Source organism: Fodinibius salsisoli (assembly GCF_026229185.1).
GTDB lineage: Bacteria > Bacteroidota > Rhodothermia > Balneolales > Balneolaceae > Fodinibius > Fodinibius salsisoli.
The window spans coordinates 338,758-359,214 of sequence record NZ_JAGGJA010000004.1 but is presented as its reverse complement, the minus strand read 5'-3'; the positions used below and the strand labels follow the sequence as shown (position 1 = coordinate 359,214).

20 protein-coding genes are annotated in these 20,457 nt (G+C 45.0%); 5 read left to right on the top strand and 15 right to left on the bottom strand.

What is annotated here, in order from left to right; genetic code table 11:
* Positions 1 to 16 precede the first annotated feature (16 nt).
* The 11 genes from J6I44_RS08065 to J6I44_RS08015 form a co-directional block, all read right to left on the bottom strand.
* The gene (locus J6I44_RS08065) at positions 17 to 1,093 is read right to left on the bottom strand and encodes a hypothetical protein (RefSeq protein WP_265765543.1); all 1,077 of its coding nucleotides are present in this window, start codon (positions 1,091 to 1,093) and stop codon (positions 17 to 19) included.
* A gap of 30 nt (positions 1,094 to 1,123) precedes the next feature.
* On the bottom strand, positions 1,124 to 1,672 hold the full coding sequence (locus J6I44_RS08060; protein WP_265765542.1) for a hypothetical protein: 549 nt from the start codon (positions 1,670 to 1,672) through the stop codon (positions 1,124 to 1,126).
* Between the two features lie 73 nt (positions 1,673 to 1,745).
* Positions 1,746 to 2,219: a hypothetical protein gene (locus tag J6I44_RS08055; protein ID WP_265765541.1), complete on the bottom strand. Its 474-nt coding sequence runs from the start codon at positions 2,217 to 2,219 to the stop codon at positions 1,746 to 1,748.
* Positions 2,220 to 2,241: 22 nt separating this feature from the next.
* The gene (locus tag J6I44_RS08050) at positions 2,242 to 4,023 is read right to left on the bottom strand and encodes a GspE/PulE family protein (protein WP_265765540.1); all 1,782 of its coding nucleotides are present in this window, start codon (positions 4,021 to 4,023) and stop codon (positions 2,242 to 2,244) included.
* A 36-nt stretch (positions 4,024 to 4,059) separates the two neighbouring features.
* The gene (locus tag J6I44_RS08045) at positions 4,060 to 5,397 is read right to left on the bottom strand and encodes a type II secretion system F family protein (protein WP_265765539.1); all 1,338 of its coding nucleotides are present in this window, start codon (positions 5,395 to 5,397) and stop codon (positions 4,060 to 4,062) included.
* A 153-nt stretch (positions 5,398 to 5,550) separates the two neighbouring features.
* Complete coding sequence (locus J6I44_RS08040; RefSeq protein ID WP_265765537.1) at positions 5,551 to 5,976, bottom strand: hypothetical protein; 426 nt, start codon at positions 5,974 to 5,976, stop codon at positions 5,551 to 5,553.
* Between the two features lie 966 nt (positions 5,977 to 6,942).
* Complete coding sequence (locus J6I44_RS08035; RefSeq protein ID WP_265765536.1) at positions 6,943 to 8,433, bottom strand: M48 family metalloprotease; 1,491 nt, start codon at positions 8,431 to 8,433, stop codon at positions 6,943 to 6,945.
* Between the two features lie 57 nt (positions 8,434 to 8,490).
* Complete coding sequence (locus J6I44_RS08030; protein ID WP_265765535.1) at positions 8,491 to 10,404, bottom strand: DUF2779 domain-containing protein; 1,914 nt, start codon at positions 10,402 to 10,404, stop codon at positions 8,491 to 8,493.
* Positions 10,397 to 11,431 (bottom strand): UDP-N-acetylmuramate dehydrogenase, encoded by a 1,035-nt coding sequence (gene murB, locus J6I44_RS08025; protein WP_265765534.1) that lies wholly within the window; start codon positions 11,429 to 11,431, stop codon positions 10,397 to 10,399. The genes J6I44_RS08030 and murB overlap by 8 nt, the downstream gene beginning before the upstream one ends.
* A 14-nt stretch (positions 11,432 to 11,445) precedes the next feature.
* The gene (locus J6I44_RS08020; protein ID WP_265765533.1) at positions 11,446 to 12,786 is read right to left on the bottom strand and encodes a hemolysin family protein; all 1,341 of its coding nucleotides are present in this window, start codon (positions 12,784 to 12,786) and stop codon (positions 11,446 to 11,448) included.
* A gap of 180 nt (positions 12,787 to 12,966) precedes the next feature.
* Positions 12,967 to 13,419, bottom strand: coding sequence for a single-stranded DNA-binding protein (locus J6I44_RS08015; protein WP_265765532.1), 453 nt, complete (start codon positions 13,417 to 13,419; stop codon positions 12,967 to 12,969).
* 242 nt (positions 13,420 to 13,661) lie between these two features.
* Here J6I44_RS08015 and J6I44_RS08010 point away from each other — a divergent pair, with 242 nt between their 5' ends.
* Positions 13,662 to 14,561, top strand: coding sequence for a ThuA domain-containing protein (locus J6I44_RS08010; RefSeq protein ID WP_265765531.1), 900 nt, complete (start codon positions 13,662 to 13,664; stop codon positions 14,559 to 14,561).
* A gap of 298 nt (positions 14,562 to 14,859) precedes the next feature.
* Here the strand turns inward: J6I44_RS08010 and J6I44_RS08005 are convergent, their stop codons facing one another.
* The 4 genes from J6I44_RS08005 to J6I44_RS07990 form a co-directional block, all read right to left on the bottom strand.
* Positions 14,860 to 15,384: a hypothetical protein gene (locus J6I44_RS08005; protein WP_265765530.1), complete on the bottom strand. Its 525-nt coding sequence runs from the start codon at positions 15,382 to 15,384 to the stop codon at positions 14,860 to 14,862.
* 172 nt (positions 15,385 to 15,556) lie between these two features.
* Positions 15,557 to 16,138 carry a 5-formyltetrahydrofolate cyclo-ligase gene (locus J6I44_RS08000; protein WP_265765529.1) on the bottom strand — a complete coding sequence of 194 codons (582 nt, stop codon included), beginning with the start codon at positions 16,136 to 16,138 and terminating at the stop codon, positions 15,557 to 15,559.
* Positions 16,138 to 17,763 (bottom strand): bacillithiol biosynthesis cysteine-adding enzyme BshC, encoded by a 1,626-nt coding sequence (gene bshC / locus J6I44_RS07995; protein ID WP_265765528.1) that lies wholly within the window; start codon positions 17,761 to 17,763, stop codon positions 16,138 to 16,140. Before bshC ends, J6I44_RS08000 begins: the two co-directional genes overlap by 1 nt.
* 5 nt (positions 17,764 to 17,768) lie before the next feature.
* Positions 17,769 to 18,341 carry a bifunctional nuclease family protein gene (locus tag J6I44_RS07990; RefSeq protein WP_265765527.1) on the bottom strand — a complete coding sequence of 191 codons (573 nt, stop codon included), beginning with the start codon at positions 18,339 to 18,341 and terminating at the stop codon, positions 17,769 to 17,771.
* 153 nt (positions 18,342 to 18,494) lie between these two features.
* Here J6I44_RS07990 and J6I44_RS07985 point away from each other — a divergent pair, with 153 nt between their 5' ends.
* The 4 genes from J6I44_RS07985 (at position 18,495) to J6I44_RS07970 (ending at position 20,451) form a co-directional block, all read left to right on the top strand.
* Positions 18,495 to 18,869, top strand: a complete 375-nt coding sequence (locus tag J6I44_RS07985; protein WP_265765526.1) for an Mth938-like domain-containing protein — start codon at positions 18,495 to 18,497, stop codon at positions 18,867 to 18,869.
* A gap of 186 nt (positions 18,870 to 19,055) precedes the next feature.
* A complete protein-coding gene (locus tag J6I44_RS07980; RefSeq protein WP_265765525.1) occupies positions 19,056 to 19,433 on the top strand; it encodes an NADH-quinone oxidoreductase subunit A in 378 nt (125 codons plus the stop codon).
* Between the two features lie 21 nt (positions 19,434 to 19,454).
* Positions 19,455 to 19,937, top strand: a complete 483-nt coding sequence (locus tag J6I44_RS07975; protein ID WP_265765524.1) for an NADH-quinone oxidoreductase subunit B — start codon at positions 19,455 to 19,457, stop codon at positions 19,935 to 19,937.
* A 1-nt stretch (position 19,938) separates the two neighbouring features.
* Entirely contained in the window at positions 19,939 to 20,451 is a 513-nt protein-coding gene (locus J6I44_RS07970) for an NADH-quinone oxidoreductase subunit C (protein WP_265765523.1), read from the top strand.
* Positions 20,452 to 20,457 lie beyond the last annotated feature (6 nt).

Below are 20,457 nucleotides of genomic sequence, written 5' to 3'. Positions count from 1 at the left end.
TACTCTTCTCTTTTTATTATTCGTAGATGTCCAGTATGTTAAAATTAGCCGCGATAGCCTTCTGCGCAGCACTTCGCGCAAAATCCAGCGATTGACTGTTATACTGAATAGTTATGTTTCCCGTTAAATCAATGGTTGTTGTGGGCGGATTTTCTACCGTTGAGCCCACCACCGTCGTGCCGTGAAAAGTCACATTTCCCTGGCCGTCTAAGGCCCAAGAATTTTCAAATAATACCAAGCCGTGAAAATCGAATGTTCCTGCTACGTCCAGGGTCGTTTCTACATCGAGGTCTGCATTTTCCCTGACAATCATGATTCCATAGCCCGTGGTATTCCCCTTGATTGTGGCATAATCCTCAATCATGAAGACGCCGGGGTTTGATTCAGTGCCAAGATCATCTGTGCTGTAAGGCCCACCACTTAACCGGGTAGCACTTGGCGCAAGCGCTTCAATCAGTTCTGACAATGGGGCAAAATCCATGGTTGGATCCACGACAATACTGGGATCTTCGCCTGTGCTGGTGTTTCCATCAATCTGATCAAGATGTTGATATTTATTCTCATCAATAATTTGATCCTTGCTTGCCTGGTCGATGACCGTAATACCGGGCAAACCTTCAGTATCTACTCCGCTCTCATCTATCCCATTTATGTAAAAAGACCCGCCCAGCATGGTTGTAAAATTTGGATCCGTCAGCGCCAGGGCGCCCGGAATGTTGGGAATTTGAGCGGTTTGTACTTCCACCAGATAATCAACCTTGACTTCTTCTCCCTGCAACGGGACCCGTGATTTGAGGCGTAACTGGTCATCTGCCAGGGAAGCGTCTATACTTTTATCCTCGATCAACACATAAGCGGTACCGTAATCCAGTGGAACCTCATACTCAGCGTATCCATTTCTCCAGTCCGTATCGCTGCGCAGCCTGTTAAGCGTAAATTCTGCTCCGGCATGCGCCATGTTTATCATTTCAGCTTCATTAGCATACGAGGAGGTGCGCTCTGCAAGGGCTACTTGCCGGTCGTTAAGATTGATCTGTATAACTCCTAGTACTACTATTGTTATTGCACATACTATAATCAGTGGCCTTCCCATTTTAATCCTCTCTTTTTTCTTTAATGACTATTAATTTACTATGCTCAATGGCATAAATGTTTTATTCCAGGCAGCCCTCATATATTTACCGGCCATAGGTTCCGCACTCTCACAGACCAGCGTTACCTTTACCTTTCGCACCTCATCCAGAACAGTCGTAGGTACGTTTTGCTCATTATAATAGGATAGTTCAAATTTTATGACCCCCTGCTTAATTTCAGTAGTCACTCCATTTATGGTTCTTTTCAGTACATAGTCCTGGTTGTTGTTGGGCGTCTCTGTCACCGGCTGGGTTTGATCCCACTCCCAGGATACGACCTCTGAAGTGCCATCTCGGTCCAAATCCCATTGGAAGGTGATTTTAGTTGCGGTTATCTCCGATACACTGGTACCGGCCCTACCATACCCTATCTTCCTAAAGTCATGACTGACAAGAGGTACGATATTATCAACATTAATCTTCGCCACATGGTCATTCATGGAATCCACGGAGGTCTCCACCAGGTTTAGATTAACCTTCACCAATGACAGCAGAAGTATGCTGCCAATCACAAAACCGGATATAAGTGATAAATTCATAATGACCTCTCTTTTTTATTATTAATTGCCGCCAACTTTAATTACCCCCTTCAAGAGGCACTTAAAATGATTCTTAGTAATATGGTTTGATATAGGTAACCGCTACCGTATCCTTTGTTTCAGAAACTACTTCCACCAGCAGTCGTTTATATGGTGTCTTTACGGCTGAAGGCTCTTTTAAATTACTGGTGCTCACATAGTCAACGGTACACTGTATTTCATAAACTCCGTGCTCCGTGGTATCCGTCCGTGAATAGTTATGGTAGTCGTCAAAATCGTTAAAATCCGGGTAGCTTTCGCCAACTTCCGGCCCCAGTGTTGATGAAAAATCGCCCGGCACGCTCAATGAAATTCCCTCATTTTCATCAAAGGCTTTTCTTCTCGACTCATCAGCCATGTTTTGTGCCAGTGCCACCGCGGTATAATCCAGCTCGGTCCGTACCATCACTTTGCTGTTGTTCAACAACACGCTGTTCAAGCCCAGTTGCAGCATCGCAAAGATAAATAATGCGGCTATCAGCAGTATAAAGTCAGATGTATCAACCATGATTGATCTCCATTTAATTTTGTTAGTCTTCGACCGTCATGGCCAGGATTTCCTCAATGGAAGTAAGCCCTTCTTTGACACGCTCTCTGCCCGATGCTCTCAAACTCATCATGCCGTTTTTGATGGCATAACTGCGAATTTCTTCTTCATCAATATTGGCCCCTGCATCCAGAATGAGGTTGCGAATCTCCTTGGTGAAATAGAGCGCTTCAATAATAGCGGCCCGTCCCTTATAACCATTGATACAATGGTCACACCCCAGCTCCCGGGCTTTATAAAACGTTGACTCCGCAATTTCTTCATCCGTGAAGCCGATGCCCCGAGCCAGTTCTGGATGGAGATCAGTGTCCTCGATCTTACAATGGTCGCACAGCTTACGCACCAGCCGCTGGGCCATAATCAGGTTTACCGCATTTGCAATCAGAAACGGTTCGACCCCCATTTTATACAGCCTCGATACGGCACTTGGAGCATCGTTGGTATGCAACGTTGAAAAGGTCAAGTGCCCGGTATTGGCCAACTTGATCGCAATTTCTGCTGTGTTCAGGTCACGAATTTCTCCCACCAGCACAATGTCCGGATCGTGCCGCAGAATTCCTCGCATCGACATATCGAACGTCATGTGGCTGTTGATCTTCAGCTGTCGCGCTCCCTTGATGATGTACTCCGTCGGATCTTCAACCGTCAATACATTTTTGGAAGGATCCATGACATGGTGCAGCGCGGCAATCAGGCTCGTGGACTTCCCGCTACCTGTGGGACCCGTTATAATCACGATACCCGACGGTTTATTGATCGCTTTCCTGAAAAGATGCAGCGCATTACTCTGCAAGCCCAACTTATTTAAGTCGGTAATTACTTTTCGGTCGTCCAGGATCCTGATTACTACCGATTCAAACTTACGGTTGAATTCAGTGCCGACGATCGGCATGATGGAAACCCGAAACCGGATATTGACGTTATCAATTTTTCGCTGAATGAAGCCGTCCTGGGAACTGTCCCGTTCAAAACGATCCACATTTTTCGTCTTATCTTTTACGACCGCCACTATAGCTTCCGGCTTCACTTTCTCCTGCTGGTGCCAAAGCTGAAGCTTCCCGTCAATACGGAACCGTATATCCGTCGACCTGTTGCCCGTCGGGATCACATGCACATCACTGGCACCACGCCGGACTGCTTCTACCAGCATCCCTTCAACCAGCTTGTTGAGCATGCTCTGGTTAATTTCAGCATCCAGCTCTTCTTCTTTTATTTCGTCGGCCTTCTCATTAATCTCAGGCTCTTCGATTTCTACATCATTAAGCTGCTCAAGGATGTTATTCTGCTTATAAAGCACCTGTTCTATCAACGTTCGAAGCGTGCCTCGCTCGCAATAGACCAGCTCAAAATGGTTGGCCGACAACTCACCAGCCAAGTCAGTAATACGTGGATTCGTGGGATCAGCCGTAAGAATAACAAGCTTCTGATTTTGTCGGGATATCGGCAAGGCGCTTTGATCGATAAAATCATTGGTCACCTCCTCCGTCAATTCCTCAAGCAGATCCTTGATTTCCTGGAGCTGCTGCTCCCCGGCTTCTCCTTCCAGCATCCGAAATTCTTTGATCCCAAAAATATCGGCAATCGATTTCAGTACAAGATGGCGATCCACATCCAGCTGGTCCTGCAGTATTTGTGCAAATTTTCGGGTCGACATATCCACCCCTGAAGCCTGGATCTGGCGTGCTTTGTCCAGCTGCTCCTGGGTAATAATGCCATTCTCTTGCATCATTTCTCCGATATGCCGGTGTGTCTGTACTTTCCCCATCTTAATCTCACTTTTAGATGTTAAATTTATTTGCTGCTATACTTCAATATTAGGCTGAATAAGAGCCGCCTCGGATGAAACGATCGTGATAGCTGTCAAGGCAATAGCAATAATGATGTTGACAAATACCGTAATCATTTCTACCGTTGCCGCAAGCTTGTACTCGGTTTGCACCTCGTAATAATCCGCCAGTTGCTCGGCATTTTCCCTTACCGATCCCGATTCCGCCCCCAGCTTAAATCGACTCAGGGCCGGACGGGTAAAGACCCCGGATGCGGTCAGCGCATCCACCAGTCCGGTACCGTCCATAAGCATCTTCTTGATCGCGATGTCTTTTATCTGTCGCTCCATATAGACGTTACGACAGGCCTCCGATGCCGTTTTGATAACCTCCACATTTTGCCCGGAATCGCTGTAGAGTGTGTAAAAAACCCGGGCAAAGATTTCTATACTCATTTTGTGCAGCAGATCCCCAATGACCGGTATGCGTATGATGTATTTATCCAGCATATACCGGCCTTTGTTCGTCTGTATGTAATAGAGAAAAGCTACTATAGGCACGGTAAATATCAGGGTGATGGCTAACCAGTGATCCTGCATGAAGTAACTCATTTCAAGCGTGGCAGCAGTCATCGGCGGCAAGACGATATCATACTTTAAAAACATCTCAGCCATCAGCGGGAAAATATATCCCACATAAAACAGAATGACCCCCATGACGGCCACTAATGCGATGGAGGGCATCATCAAGGCGCGCCGCAAACTTTTCTTAAAGGCACTGTCTCTCTCCATAAATTTAGCCGTACTTTCGAACACTTCGGCCATATTACCGCTGGTAGAAGCAATCCCCAGCATATGGGCGCCAAACTTGCCAAAGATGTCTTCATGCTTACCGTAGACTTCGTATCCCTCTTTGCCATCCTGCAGGTCCTTCTGAATCTGCCGAATCACCTCTTTAAGGCGCTTGTTGGTCGTATCTTCATAGAGCAGCGTCAAAATCTCGCTGTAGGGAAGCTCCTGGCGCAGCAAATCCGCCGACAGCCGTATAAAGGTAACCACCTCCGAAGATGAAACAAGCCCTTTAAATTGAAATAATTTCTTTTTTACGCTAAGAACCTTATACCCCAGCTTGCTGAGTGCTTTGCTTAGCTCTTCCTTGTTGAACGCCTCCTGTTCTCCCTGTATAACTGCAGAGCCGTTTCGCTGTACCTTGAATTTATAAAGTGATTTCTTTTCGACGGTAGAAACATTAATACTTTTAGCCCGGGCCAATTTATTTACTTTCTGTTTGGCCTCACGTTTGCTCGGTGAATCGAATTCCGCCTGAACTAATTTATTATTATTCGTCCGTCCCTTGAATCTGAAGCGAGCCATAATAGTAGATGATTTATTTTTTATTACCCTATTTGTACCCTTGGATTCGATCAGGAAGGGCTACTGATACCAGCCCCTCCTTACTCGAATTTTATTTCTTACCAATCTTCAGTATATGCAAAGCTTTTTGCTAAACCTTTGGATTGGTTACTTTTATTTGGCTGGTACAGTGTCAAATGTGATATCGTCCATAGTTACTGTGGCTACAAAATCTTCTGTAGTCCAATCAGTGGATCCATCTATTCTGACCGGCGTAGCTGTGATACCGCCAGTAGCAGGATCAATTACGAAATGCGCATTAGCATTTACAAAATCAACACCACTTGTACTGTTGTCTGAGTCATAGCCAAAACCCAACTTATCAACAGTTAAATCGACGAAGTCACCGCCACCGCCGCCCATCAGTTCGGGCTTAAGTGCATAACCTTGCATTTGTGCAGCCAAGGTTAACACATCCTGACGCGTAGCATCAATATTAGCATTTGCGGCACTTTGGCCGAAAATGTTGATGGCTACGACGGTTGCGACTCCTACGATGATAGTAACAAGAATTACGAGTAATAGTTGTTGCTGTCCCATGATTATTACCTATTTGTTTTATTATATGTGTGTTTTGTTAGCCGCCGGTTTTTCCAGCGACATGTTTAGGTGAGGTTCAGTTCTTCCACGGTAATCTTTCTTTCAAAGCTCGAAAGCTTTTTCAGAAAAATTGTCTATGAAACTTCTGACAACTTTTTCTCTCTGTATTTAGCCGGTGTAGGGCATTTATTTGTGTGCCGATTCCCGTACTTTATTATGAGAACATACTGTAGTGATCTGTACCTCTTTGCCCCTCTATGTATCAATCCCCGTGCCAATATTTACATGCTATAACACTATTACTGTCTGCTAAAACGAATTTTTACATCAATTCTTCCAGAACCTAAGTCGCTATTTTTTCATAGCTTATGAAGAGTAAATCAAGTGCCGAAATAGTCGTTAAATCCTTCTTTATTAGCTTTTCCTAATTCTTTTCTTTATAGCGTATGTCAGTACCCTACATCTGGAGAAGGACATTTAGTCATTTACCCATGACTACTTGACGGTAGGCCTGTTCTCTCTTCGCATTTTTCTCTGTAAATAGAATGGCGCTCTTTCCTAAAAACCCCATTAAGAAGCTAAAAACGGTTTTTTTATAGAATTCAACATACAGCCGACTTTTTAAAATCGAAGTTATTAAAAGAGTACAGTGAATTTTCCGGGGAACAAATTTATGAGTTTGAGGTATAAGTCCCGCCTTCCTAAAAGGGTCAAAAAAGTGGGACGCCCCCTACCTTTCCCATGACAAACGATAAATAGCCCATAGAGAGTAAAAACTTCTCCCTGGGAAAGAGGGTGTGAAATTTTTACTCACAATAAACAATCCTCGGGGCAGAGTCCCGAGGTATTAAAACAGGAATATGTTCACTTCTTATCTTAATGAAAACCTTAGGTTTTCAAACTTTCATTGTTTTACCCCGAGGCAAGCCTCGGGGAATTCTTTGATTAAACTATGGGGCGATCTCTTTATTGGCGGGGAATCTTAATCCAGGTGCCCGCTTCCACTCTATCACTGAGCTCCATTTGGTTGGCAATAGCTACATCTTCGGCCGTAATATCCAGCGGCAGGTTATCCGGCAAGAAGGATTGAAGCGTTCCAGACCGATCGGCCTGATAAACTCGCAACTTCGCCGGCCGGATATTCAGAATGTCAGAGTCATTCAGTTCTCGAAACTTACCGGTGGTCTCGGCAAACTGGTTCTGATAACTATCAAACTGGTCAGCAAGCGTATAGCAGACAAAGCGATAGATATTTCCATTATACTCTGCAGAATAAAGGTAGAATTGTACTTTGGAACCATCCTGAGATTCTGCATTTGCGGTGGCCCTGTAGGCATTTAATCCATTGCTTGAAGTTCCACTTCCCCCGGTAGAAGTGATCCCCTCCTGGTTGAGAAACTCCTTAACGGAGGCCTGGGGAGAATCATTTTTGCTATCAATTTGGAACACAATAATCGCGTTTTGCTCTTCATTGACCATCTGTACGGCGCTGGCCTGGTTTACAACCTGCCAGCCCTCGGGATGAGGAAACTGAAAAGCAAGATCAGGATGATAAAATATTCCGTTTTCTGTAAACCCTTGACGTGGATTCATCCCAAAAACGATATCATCAATGGCCCTCATAAACTGATCGCGATCGGTCACATTCTGCTCGTATCCTTTTTGACGCCATTCTTCCGCTAATTGTGGAATGGTATTCGCCCGGGCGGAGGGATCCGGGTGGGTAGACTGCCAGGTAGGGATACTCTGCCCGGATTGCTCTGACATCCGTCGAAGTGTAGTAAAGAAGTCTGCACCCTCGGAGGCCATATAATGCTGTTTTGCCGCATACTCTACCCCCAGCTGATCGGATTCCCGCTCATCATCACGACCGTACTTCAAAAACATTAACTGTGCAGCCTGGCTACCCATCTGCAGGATATCACCGCCCGGGAGTCCCATTAATTCCCCTCCTACAGCCCCGCCAATCAGAGCCAGTTGCCCCACTTGTTGCTCAAAAGCCCGTTGAGAAGCGTGCCGCGCGGCAACGTGACCAATTTCATGGCCAAGGACGACGGCCAGCTGGGCTTCATTTCGCAAATGCCCCAAAAGTCCCCGGGTTACGTACACATAGCCCCCCGGCAACGCAAAAGCATTGATGACCGGGCTATCAAGCACTCGGAAATAGAATTCTGTATTTTTGTATTTTTCTTCGGTCCCTTCTCCCCGCATGTGGCTGGTTGCCAACACATCCTGTGCTACCTCGTCCACATAATTCTGTAAAGCCTCATCGTTATACAGGCCATACTGCTGCTGTATCTGTTTATCAGACTGGGCGCCAAGCTTTACCTCCTCTTCCCAGCTGTACCCATAGGCTCGCTTTTGCCCGGTGACCGGACTCCGTTGAACCACACAAGAGCTCACTAAAAGTCCGACTAGCACCATAAAGACTATATTACGCATCCAACTTAATCTCATAAAAACCTCACCAATAGTTTATAATTAGTACCGACAAACAATCACAGTTAAAGAAAATTAATATAATTGATTCATCTTTTGCTTCCAATGTTCATAGATCATAACCATAGCCAAAGTATCCAGCTCGCAGTATCGTAACAATGACTGCCTGCTGGCCTGCTTCTCTTTCTTACTCATACCTCCGGCAATAAGTTTCCCATAAAGTACCATTGCTTCGGTCCCCCGTTTTACAGCCCCTTTACTGCTTTCTTTCAAAATAGTATATGGATTCTGAGCTCCTCCATCCCCGTTGGGTTGCCACCAAACAATATCATCATAGTTATGGCTGCGATACGGCTTGCTATATTTTTCTTTTAAAAAAGCACTCTGTGACATAGCCGATTGCAGAACATCCTTAATACTCAACGAGTTCTCCATCTGGCTGTTATAATAAAAATGTTTTACCTGGCGGCTCAGATCAGCTACATAAGGTGGTTGTGGATGTTTGGAATCCTTACGATTTACAATATGATCGATCCACTGCATTAACCACTGACTATCGGGAATTACCTCCGCCTCTTCCCGAAGCTCTCTCCTTATAACCTTAAGCGCATTCCGCTCAAAATTTGAATATTGCACAATGGTCCCTTCCTTAATGTTCGGAACCTTCATCAGCTGGCGGATAAGCTCATAGTTGGGATAGCCACTACTTAAGTCATCAATCCACTGATGATGCTGCCAGCTACCATCTTTCTGTAAGGTGTGGCACGAAAACTGGAAGACCACCAAGTGATATGGCGGACGTCCTTTGCGGATGGGTACGGCATAATTTCCAGCCTCAAAATCAAGAAAATGAAGCGGATATTTCCAACGGCGAAGTTCCTTAATGAGGGGGGGACGAATGATTTCATCCGGAACTTTCTCCCCTTTGGCTTTATGAATTTGCAGCGCTTGGCGCAGCTTTTCTGAGATACGTCCCTTGCCATGTACCACCGAATCCACTGATGGTATTTCACCAGCATCAACATCTTGTGCATAGAAAGTTCCTTGCTGTATCCAGGGCTTGGTACCCGGACCAATTAAATCAAATACATGGGTAGCCTCATGCTGATCGGGGCGCTCCGTTGGCTTCCAACAACGAGCAAATCCACTTTTTACCCCGGATGCTTTGCGCTTGGATTCAATTCTAAATTCACATGACTTGCACTTATAGCCAAGTTCCGGTTTTGTTTTCTCCTTATCCAGGTAAAGCTCTTTCAAGTAGTCCAAACTTTTTGCAAATGTAGCCCTGGGGAAATGTTCCTCTGCAAAAGCCGGATCTTCCCAAACCTTAGCAAGCGGATCACTGACATCCAACTTAACCAACAACTGTTGATTTGATGAAGAAACATCGGAAGCCACCTTATGCCGGGCCAACGGCTGTAACTGTATCGGCAGAGCATCCGTTTGGGCATAGCCCAGTTTGTCGGGCAACACCAATAGTGGTAGTATTCTGCAGTCGGGATATTGCTGTTTAAAGACATGCAGCTGGAAGGCGAAATCGATCATGTATTTTCGCCACCTGCTGTTAATCGTCCCGCGATTATTTAATAGTTGATGCTTACGAGCACTAAATGCCTTGGTGCGGATGTGGATTGCAGTGATCCGGTCCCCACTTTTTACAATAACAGGCAGCTTTGCCATCATCTGTTGATGAGTAAAAACGGCATCAAAAAGAATGACATTATCTTTCTCCAGTTGCCTTTTTGTCTCTGCAACTGATGCAGCTATCGAACCTTCATCGATAAACTTACCCTCTGGATAGATAGATCGCACCAGCGATTTTAGCAGCTTCTTATTGTACCTTGCATGCCGGATAAACGGCAACGCTTCACGATTTTGTGGATAATTGTGGGCTTTGTAAAAGAGCTTCGTTGCACACTGCAATCCTGCTCTAAAAAGATGTTTCGTAAAGTACGTATCGCCACGGTTGCCTTTCTTCGTATTACCCAATGATATTCACCTCAGGAACAAGCTTAATGCCAAATTGCTCTTTCACCGCATCTTGGATAGCTTCTGCAAGACTTAAAATATCGGCCGCAGAGGCCTCGCCATGATTGACAATAACCAAAGCCTGCTGTTTGTACGTTCCCGCATCCCCCACCACTTTTCCCTTCCAGCCAGTTTCTTCGATCAGCCAGCCAGCCGGTACTTTTATCCGGTGTTCGTTGACCCGGTACCCGGGAACTTCTGCAAACGATTCCTTAAGCCTTTCATACTGGTCAACATCAATAACCGGGTTCTTAAAAAAACTCCCGGCATTGCCCAGGGTATCAGGATGGGGAAGCTTACTATTTCTGATGTCAATCACGATATCACTAATATCCCGGATGGTCGGCCTTTCAATTTTCCGCTCCTCTATTTCGGCCTGAATGGCTCCATACGAGGTGTTTAGGACAGGCTTCTTATTCAGTTTAAGTACCACTCGGGTAATCACATACTGCTCTTTCAGCTTGCCTTTAAAAATACTGTCTCTATAGCCAAACTGGCATTGCTCGTTGTTAAAGGTATGCACTTCTCCCGTAGCAATTTCAACAGCCTGCAACTTTTCAAAAACATCCTTGAGTTCAACCCCATACGCTCCAATATTCTGGATGGGGGCAGCTCCGACGGTTCCCGGAATAAGTGATAAGTTCTCGATACCACCCCATCCCCTTTCCACGGCATATTGTACGGTCTGATGCCAATTTTCTCCGGCTCCTACCTCCAGCCAAAGGTGTTGGTCCGTCTCCCGGATAACTTTCTTTCCCTCAATAGCTACCTTCAGAACCAAGCCGTTGTAGTCGTTGGCAAATAGGATATTACTGCCCCCTCCAAGTACAAAAATATCCTCATGCCGGTCCTTTTTCTTCAGGATATCCTGCAACTGTTCAATAGAATGGATCGAAACGAACGATTGTGCCCGGGCTGAAATATTCAACGTATTGTAAGGACGTAGTTCAACATCATGCTGCACGGTTTCATCGATCGATTTAGACATGTACAAAAGGGGAATTAATCTTTAGATTTTGAAGATTCTTGTGAAGCTTTAGCAGGATTACCCTGTACTTTCACGCGTACTTTGCGTACCCGGTTTTTGAGTACAGAATGGATCGTAAATTCGATATTCCGATAATACACCCGCTCGCCCACATTGGGAATACGTTCGGTCAGATGATACATCAGTCCGCCCAATGTCTCGAAATCATCGTCCTCGGAGGTGAGCTCGCATTCCAGGATTTCTTCCATATCATCCAGATCTATTTTAGCATCGAAGACATAAACGCCACTGCGAAACCGCGTAAAAAGCTGTTCTTCGGTCTCGTCGTATTCATCCGAAATATCACCGACAATTTCTTCCAGGATATCATCCAGGGTAATGAGTCCCTCCGTACCTCCATATTCATCCACAACAATAGCGATATGTGTTTTCTCCTGCTGAAAATCTCTGAGCAGGTCATCCAGTTTCTTCGTAGCGGGAATAAATAGAGCCTTGCGGGCGATGGTGCGCCAATTGATGGTCGTTCGTTCAATATCGGAATTAATATAGGGCAACACATCTTTTGAATGGATCACTCCAATAATAGAGTCCAGGTCGGCATCATAAATGGGCATCCTCGAGAGCCCTTTTTCCCGGATAAGGGTAAGCACTTCGTCCAGCGAGTCGTTCGCCGAAATAGCTACGATATTAACCCGCGAGGTCATTATTTCTCGAACACTGATATTACCAAACTCAATCACATTTTCGATGATCTCGCGTTCGTCTCGCTTCAACGATCCCTCCTCTTCGCTGACTTCCGCCATCGTCATAATATCTTCGGAGGTCATCTTACTGTTCGGCTTTGGCAAACGCTCCTCCAAGTTCAGTGTACTGTTGGCAATAATACTCGACAGCGGCTTAAGCAGCACGTACATCACATAAATAAACCGGCTGATGCGACGAGCGTTCTTAAGCGGCTCGTTGATAGCAATAATTTTAGGCGTAATTTCGCTGAGTATAAGGATGGTAAATGTGAGTACAACAACCTCAAACAGGTACACCCAGAACTGAGAAAACCCAAATTGGGCAACTATATTGCCTGTTACAACGGCGGCTAATACCGATGTAATTACGTTAGCAAAGGTATTACCAATCAGTATGGTAGCCAAAAGCTTACGGGGATGGTCCAGCATTCGGACAATCAACCGATCCGAAGATCGTTCGTTTTCACTCTCTGAAAGTAACTCCTGCTGGTTGGAGAGCGAAAAGAAGGCGACTTCCGAACCTGAAAACAGCGCTGAAAAAAGGAGGCCAATGATGATCAACAGCAGTTGAATGCCTAAGGCCACAGGGTCGAGTGCGGTAGATAACTCCACCACATTCTGCGGCTGCCATAAAGATGTTAAAATAAATAACAGAGTGTTCGGTTCGTTCAACGAGCTAATCAGGCCTCATTTTTTCTTTAAAGCTATGCACTTAGCACTTTGGGTGCAAGAATGAAAAAAGCGGCAACACTTACTCAGTCCTGCCGCTTTTTCAGATAGTTGGCATTAGATTTAAAATGGCAGATCATCATCAATATCATCAAAATTATCGTTTAGATCTACACTGCTGGAAACCTGTTGTGCGTTATCAGGTTTGCTGGGTGCTTTTTCTGCTCCGCCCCCAGATCCAGATCCTTTGCTGTCGAGCATCGTCAACGTCAGCGCTTTAACCTCAGTGGTATAACGGGTCTGCCCGTCTTTATCTTCCCACTGGCGGGTCTGTATGGGACCTTCAACATAAACCTGGGAACCTTTTTTCAAGTATTCCTGGCATATTTCTGCGGTTCGTCCCCATGCCACCACACGATGCCATTCGGTGTTTTCTTTCCACTCCCCCTGCTTGTCTTTATACCGCTCTGATGTAGCGATAGACAAGTTAGCAACAGCAGTATTTGATTGCGTATAGCGAACGTCTGGATCTTGACCTAACCGGCCAATGATCATTGCTTTATTTAATGAGCTCATAGTAATTTACCTCTTCTTTTTTATTGTTCTGCTTAAAGGTAAGATATATTTTGGAGGAAATCCTTACATAAAAATTCAAAAAAAATTGAACATGAACCTTAAAATGATTCAAATTTGCCAAAAAAATGGAATATCCCGTCATTTTTTTAAATTTTCATGATCAATATTCAGTTTCAGTTCACCCTAACGTTCGATAAAGACTTTTGATCCCCCCATTACCCTTCAACCAAAAATTATCTGCGATGAAAAATGGTCGATGGCTTATAGGAATGATACTTATGTTAATCTTGGGTGGTGATCCGTTGTGGGCAGTATCTACCCCGGAAAAAGACTCCATTCGGACCCTGGTCATTACCGGGGCAGCTCCATACGGCTACCATCCCTGGGAAAGTAATATCGAGATCATGGAGTCTCGCCTTAAGGCTTTTGGCAAAATAGATACCGAATATCTTATTGCCAAAGGGCTCGAAGACTGGCGGAAATGGGAGGGACAATTCAGCGATTATGATGCCATCCTTATTATCTACTATTGGTCGCAGGCTCCGGAAGCAAAACTCAAGAAGCTGGATCGCTATGTTCGCAACGGTGGAGCTTTGGTTGTGGCCCATTCAGCCCTCGCAGGATTCTGGAACCAGGATATCTTTGATGATTGGACCGGCATTGCTTATCGCGAACGAGATGCCCACTATGGTCACAGCCTGGTCTTTGACAACGAAAAGAATCGAATCATCCGACCGCCCGGCGAAGGTGGTGGATCGGGCCATGCCCCTATTGATACCTTCCAAATACATACGCAAGACCCGAATCACCCGATCATGCAGGGGCTCCCCCAGAAATGGATGCAATCGCGCGATGAGCTGTACTACCACCTCCGCGGCCCCAATACAAACCTGCATACCCTCGCTGTAGCGAAAGGCCCGGATGGTACATTTAACCCGCAAGCATGGGTACGCCGACACGAGCAGGGACGTATTTTCTGTCTCACGCCCGGCCATCATAAGCCCGGCGTTTCTTCCGTTGGATTTATCACCTTGTTAGCCCGGGGTATCGAATGGACTGCCACAGGCAATGTAACCCTTCCTGTGCCTTCCAACTTCCCAAGTGAGCATCAACCTTCTACTGATCCACCAGTTTTTAAATAATGTTATGCGTTTAGCGGTTAAAAATCGTCCAATATAGGGTGAGACTTAACAAATCAATCCTCCTGACCTCCTTCTCCCCTCCCGAAAAATCGGGACTCGGGACACGCAAGGAGGAACTCATTGTTCCATATGAGTGCTGCGGATTGCTTACCGGGCGGGCAATGCAGATTCCCTCCCCGAAAGTGTTCGGGACAGGCTTTGGAGCCATGACCGCCTGCCGGCGGTAAGAAGAATTTAGGGAGATTGAAGCCTGTTTATAGGCCTTTATCCTTAGTTTCAACCACTCAACGGATTAATGTTAGAAATGAATAACCAAACTCACTCCTGCCTCGGGCTCAAACTCACTTGATTCATCAAATCCCAAAAGAATCTCCGGACTAAGTTCTATGCTGGAGCTCAATCCAAATGAATGTCCTAATACAAGTCCACCCACCGCAACATCCGTAACTTCTCTACCGAAATGTGTAAATTTGGTAGACATACCGCTTAGTCCTGCGTAAAGAGAGTTCTCTACGCCTCCATTTAAAGGCTGGCTTTTAAAATAATAGATCATCCGTATTCCAGTTTCAGGAGCTGGCGCGGAGAAGTCGTCCCAAAAGAAGCCAATGAGTGGTTCCACCTTTACTTGATGTCCTATCCAAAATGCCGGAAAAGTAAGCTGCATGCCATGCGTAGCAGTTATAACACTACCACTTAGCTCAACTCGCAAGTTAGATTGAAGCCTGTCAAAAATAGTTTGCTGGCCCGAAGAATGGGTTTGCTGGGCTTTCCCCAGCGTAGTTATCGTAATTACTAATAAAACAGCACAATATATTCTCTTCATGGTAGTACCTTTATTATCTATATATGTTCTGCTCTTAATGTCTTAGAAATCTTATGTATGTGCCTGTCCTGCAACGCACTTTTGGGATCATTAAGAGAGTAATAATTGATAAGAAATGCAAAGAATCACTTTGCCAAGCAATTCTTATTAGCTATAGCGCCGCCTGTCTGAACTACTTCTTTTGCTGCGAAATAATGATGCGACTCTCTGTGATGATTTTATCTAATGGAATGTCGAAAGACTCGGTGGGAAGTTCTGAGACCATATTCTGCTCAAAGCACAAACCTATGGTAGGGCACTTCAAATCCTGGAGGAACCGATCATAAAAGCCACCACCATAGCCAATGCGCTGGGCGTGCTCATCCCCCCCGACCATAGGCACGATAATAAGATCAAGCGCTGCCAGGTTATATTGCTCGCCTTCACGAGGTTCCAATACCCCCCACTTATTCAGTTCCAAATCATCAAATGACTCCAGTTTACAATGTTCCAATGATTGTTCCTGGAAATTTGTGACGGGAACCACTACCTGCTTATTGTTGGCTATCATTTCTTTAATAAGTGGATGGGTATTGACCTCTCGCCGGCCATTCATCGATACATAGCAGTGGATTTTCTCAGCAGCGAGATACTCCTCCTGCTGTTGGAGTAACTTAATTATGAGCTGCGATTTCCGAATAAAGTCAGTTTCCGGGATTTGGTTGCGCTTCGCCCGCAGCTGCTTTCGTATCTCTTCCTTAGACTTACCCTCCATCACGACTGTAAATAAAATAGCTTATGCTGATCGAATATTTCCCCTTCTTCCAGAGAGGCTAAGAGCTCGTCCCAGATTTCAACTCCAAATTTATTCATAAAATAGATGACTGATATCGAACGCTCCTGGAGCGAACCATCCGGGAAAATATTCTTTTTTATTTTCCGGATACGATTGAGCTGGGTCTGATCCTGCTGTTTGGCCGCCCTATACACCTTTCCTTTCAGCTTGTCCAGCTCACCGAAATAAACGGCTGTTGCCTTGCCGGCCGCTCCATCCAGAGTTGGGTCGACTGCTGCTACTTTCTCTTTCTCCGGGGCTATCGCTTGTTCTACTTTCTGTTTCCAACCATCAAAGATCGCTTCAATATCTACTTGGTCAGATTGTTCCACATAAGCCGATTCAAGATCTTCGATTCGTTGTGAATACGCTTCGTACCCAAAGGGAAGTTTGTCAATAATTCGCTCAATGGACGGCTCAATGATAGCGGCACTCAGTCGAGGAAAAATGACGGGCATCTCGTGGTCAAAGCAAGCATAGAGTTCTTTCATCTGTCCATAGTACGCCAGTTCTCCCGGTCCGGCCACATATCCCAGCGTAGGCAAAAACTCATCCTGTAACAGCGGCCGCAAAAAAACGTTGGGTGAAAACTGCTCCGGCATCTCATCTATCTTTTGCAGGAGTTCCTCGGTCGTCCATTTATGACCTTCCTCGGTCGTCCAATGATCCTCCTGAACATTAATCTTCAACCGATTGCCTTCCTCGGAAAGGAAAAACAGGTTGGAATCGTATAGGGTCACTTGCTGATGGAACTGTTCGCTTATTTTCTCAGACTGCTCCTCAAGAGCTTCTTTTATAGCTTCGGCTTCATTCACTGAATACTTAAGAATTTCTTTGGTATGAGCTTTGACATCCGGATGGTTGCTACCCGCTAAAATAAGCCCATGCTTCGAAAAAAGATGGTTAATAAAGCCACCAAATGCTTCCAAAAATGTGTTTCCGGGACTAAAATGTTGATCCAACAGCTCCCAGAGATCCGCAGAAAAGTCCGTTTCGTACAGCACATTCCGTACTTCTTTCCGGAGCAACTTTAGCTCCGGGGGTAATGACAAATCTGCTACTGGCGGTAATGGCGAGGTTCGCTTGGGTAGCTCAAAATCCTGAAGTTCATCCTGTCGATTCAATAAATGAATGCTACGCACTTCATCGTAATCATGATCTTCATCTGCCAGCCAAAAAATAGGAACCACCGGACGCTCCAACAGTTCTTCCATCTGCCGGGACAGGTGAATGGCACTAATCGTCTTAAGTACGGTGAACAACGGGCCGCCATACAGGCCTAGCTGCTGACCCGTTACAATGGCCAATGTCTCTTCTTCCTGCAAGCGATCCATATTTTGCAGGGCCTGCTCATGCACATCAAACGGTTCATTAAATTCTTTTAGGATCTCTACTGTGCGAGATCGATCTCCTGATAAGTGAAGCTGATTAGCTTTTTCTAGGACTGCTTCCTTATCAAAGGGGTTTGTGCTGTAGAAGGGATCAACCTTCGAGAAGTCAGATGTATATGTTTTAAAAAGTTTTGAAAAGGGTAAGTTTTGGAACGAAGTATTTTTTCTGTGCAATGGATTTAACTTTTAAGCTTCTGAATTTCGTCCCGCAGACGGGCAGCTTTCTCATAATTCTCGGTATCAATGGCAGTCTGCAGCTCGCTTTCAAGCTTTTCAAGTTTGCTCATCTCTTTGCTCTGCTCTCTGGCTTGGGGCGAAACACTCAACTCACCCTCTTGCTCTGATTCTGATACAATACCAGCCTCATCCAATATTTCACTATCTACATAGATGGAAGCATCAAAACGTACGGCCAGTGCGATGGCATCGCTGGGACGTGCATCCTGCTGCCTTTCCTCGCCGTTGTCATCATAAATGATTTTGGCAAAGAACGTGCCCTCACTCAAGTCATTAATAAATACTTGGTTGACACTGGCCCCAAAAGCTTGCACCATATTCTTTAACAAATCATGCGTCATAGGCCGAGGCGGCTTTATGTGTTCTAACTCAAGCGCAATAGCTTGTGCTTCAAATGTACCTATAATAATGGGGAGGCGACGATTGCCATGCACCTCATTGAGAATTAATGCATAAGCTCCACCACTGCTGGGACTGGTCGAGAGCCCTAAAATATCCATCTTGATTTTATCCAAAGCTATATCAGTTACTTTTTAAAGTTATTTAAATTCAAGAATACAAATTTACTGATTTTTCTGGTGCCCGTAAACTGTTTGCCAACTAATCTTAAACGTATTTTAACTGTTTTTTGTTTAAAACGATAACAACAAATAAAAGATTCTTTAGCTATGCCTACTAACAACTTGTCTCCAAAAATTAATTCCATAAAATGGGGAAGCATTAAAACTGATGAGGGTCAACAATATAAGGATGCTAAACTATATCCCGGAGGCTCGCGCGCATGGGACTGGAATGAAACAGGCACCCACCATACCCCTGGTATTCAACCGGCTGATGTAGAGGAACTGTTGGACCATGGTGCAGAAATTGTTATCCTTTCCAGGGGTTTCCATGAACGACTGCAAACCAGTAGAAAAACCGAACAGTTTTTAACTCGCAAAGATATTCCTTACCATATTTTACAGACTGAAAGCGCCGTAGATAAATACAATGAACTTCGAAAAGATCATAAGGTGGGCGCCCTCATACATTCTACCTGTTAACCGACGCCCGATACAGGACCTAAGGGGATGATCTGCTCACTGTTTAAAATGGTTTTAAATAACAAAAACCTCTGAAAATTGGGTGTGTTTTGAAGATCAGAAGTCCTATATTCTTTGACTGATTTTATTGACATTATAAGCGTTTGGTCCTAATTTCTGACTTGCAATCTTAATTGAAATTGACACATGCTATCTAACTATTTACCAATCCTCATCCTGGGCGGTATAGCTATTGTTTTGGCCTTTCTGCTCATGGCCCTTTCGCGGCTTTTAGGCCCTTACCGACCTAACAAAACCAAACTAAAGCCTTACGAAAGTGGTATGGATCCCGTTGGAGAAGCGGCTGATCGATATTCAATTAGCTTCTACCTGATTGCAATCTCATTTATCGTTTTTGACCTTGAAGTTGTTTTTGTCTATCCCTGGGCCGTTCGATTTCTCGACTTTGAAGTCGGAACGCTTGTCTCCATGATTATCTTTATTTTAGAATTGTTCGTTGGACTTATTTACCTGATCAAAAAAGGAAGTCTGGATTGGGACATGAAAAAAGGAATGTTTAACTAATTAATTTAAGCCTGTAATTTTATGGGTATAGAAAGTTCGCTTGGTGATGGTTATTTCACCACTCAAATTGATTCTTTGACAAATTGGGCTCGATCTAATGCAGCCTGGCCAATGCCTATGGGATTGGCTTGTTGCGCTATTGAAATGATGGCTTTTGCCGGCCCAAAGTATGATGCAGCCCGATTCGGTTCTGAAGTTATGCGTTTTTCACCGCGACAAAGTGATGTCATGATTGTTGCGGGATGGGTTAACTATAAGATGTCTCACGCCATCCGGCGGATTTGGGACCAGATGCCCGACCCCAAATGGTGTATTGCCATGGGAGCTTGTGCCTCCACTGGTGGGATGCATCGCTGCTATGGTGTTGTTCAGGGCTGTGATAACTTTTTACCGGTCGATGCTTATGTTTCCGGCTGCCCTCCCCGACCCGATGCGCTGCTTCATGCTCTGATGAAAATTCAGGATAAAATTCGTACCGAACACTCCGTAATGCTCGATACCTAATATGGATTTAGAATTATCTGACTCGCTTCAAAACGTTATTGACGACTTATCTGAGAACTTCACGGATTCCTTAGTCAATGTCTATCAATCGACAGGTGACACTTTCGTGCAGATCGAGGCGGAAGCCGTAGCTGATATCTGTCAGTATTTATTTGATGAACATCGCTTTATCTACCTCAGCGACCTCTTTGGAAGTGACAACTTTACCTCCGAAGATCGATTTGAGGTTTACTATAACCTTATTTCGTTGCGCGATCGGGAACGCTTGTTTCTCAAAGCGTGCTTACCGGAAGAAAATCCAGAGCTTGATTCTGTCACGGATGTTTGGAAATCAGCCAGTTGGCTCGAGCGGGAAGTATATGATATGTTTGGCATAAAGTTTCGCAACCATCCCGACTTTCGCCGTATTTTTATGCCCGAAGATTACAATTACCATCCTATGCGTAAAGAATTTCCCCTGTTGGGAATTCCGGGCTCTATTGAATTACCGAGCACAACTCCTGACACTGAATAACCTACT

Excerpts from the sequence above, each read along its gene's own strand:
- J6I44_RS08065 (WP_265765543.1), bottom strand. The coding sequence starts at position 1,093 with ATGGGAAGGCCACTGATTATAGTATGTGCAATAACAATAGTAGTACTA.
- J6I44_RS08060 (WP_265765542.1), bottom strand. The coding sequence starts at position 1,672 with ATGAATTTATCACTTATATCCGGTTTTGTGATTGGCAGCATACTTCTG.
- J6I44_RS08055 (WP_265765541.1), bottom strand. The coding sequence starts at position 2,219 with ATGGTTGATACATCTGACTTTATACTGCTGATAGCCGCATTATTTATC.
- J6I44_RS08050 (WP_265765540.1), bottom strand. The coding sequence starts at position 4,023 with ATGGGGAAAGTACAGACACACCGGCATATCGGAGAAATGATGCAAGAG.
- J6I44_RS08045 (WP_265765539.1), bottom strand. The coding sequence starts at position 5,397 with ATGGCTCGCTTCAGATTCAAGGGACGGACGAATAATAATAAATTAGTT.
- J6I44_RS08040 (WP_265765537.1), bottom strand. The coding sequence starts at position 5,976 with ATGGGACAGCAACAACTATTACTCGTAATTCTTGTTACTATCATCGTA.
- J6I44_RS08035 (WP_265765536.1), bottom strand. The coding sequence starts at position 8,433 with ATGAGATTAAGTTGGATGCGTAATATAGTCTTTATGGTGCTAGTCGGA.
- murB (WP_265765534.1), bottom strand. The coding sequence starts at position 11,431 with ATGTCTAAATCGATCGATGAAACCGTGCAGCATGATGTTGAACTACGT.
- J6I44_RS08015 (WP_265765532.1), bottom strand. The coding sequence starts at position 13,419 with ATGAGCTCATTAAATAAAGCAATGATCATTGGCCGGTTAGGTCAAGAT.
- J6I44_RS08010 (WP_265765531.1), top strand. The coding sequence starts at position 13,662 with ATGAAAAATGGTCGATGGCTTATAGGAATGATACTTATGTTAATCTTG.
- J6I44_RS08005 (WP_265765530.1), bottom strand. The coding sequence starts at position 15,384 with ATGAAGAGAATATATTGTGCTGTTTTATTAGTAATTACGATAACTACG.
- J6I44_RS08000 (WP_265765529.1), bottom strand. The coding sequence starts at position 16,138 with ATGGAGGGTAAGTCTAAGGAAGAGATACGAAAGCAGCTGCGGGCGAAG.
- J6I44_RS07985 (WP_265765526.1), top strand. The coding sequence starts at position 18,495 with ATGCCTACTAACAACTTGTCTCCAAAAATTAATTCCATAAAATGGGGA.
- J6I44_RS07980 (WP_265765525.1), top strand. The coding sequence starts at position 19,056 with ATGCTATCTAACTATTTACCAATCCTCATCCTGGGCGGTATAGCTATT.
- J6I44_RS07975 (WP_265765524.1), top strand. The coding sequence starts at position 19,455 with ATGGGTATAGAAAGTTCGCTTGGTGATGGTTATTTCACCACTCAAATT.
- J6I44_RS07970 (WP_265765523.1), top strand. The coding sequence starts at position 19,939 with ATGGATTTAGAATTATCTGACTCGCTTCAAAACGTTATTGACGACTTA.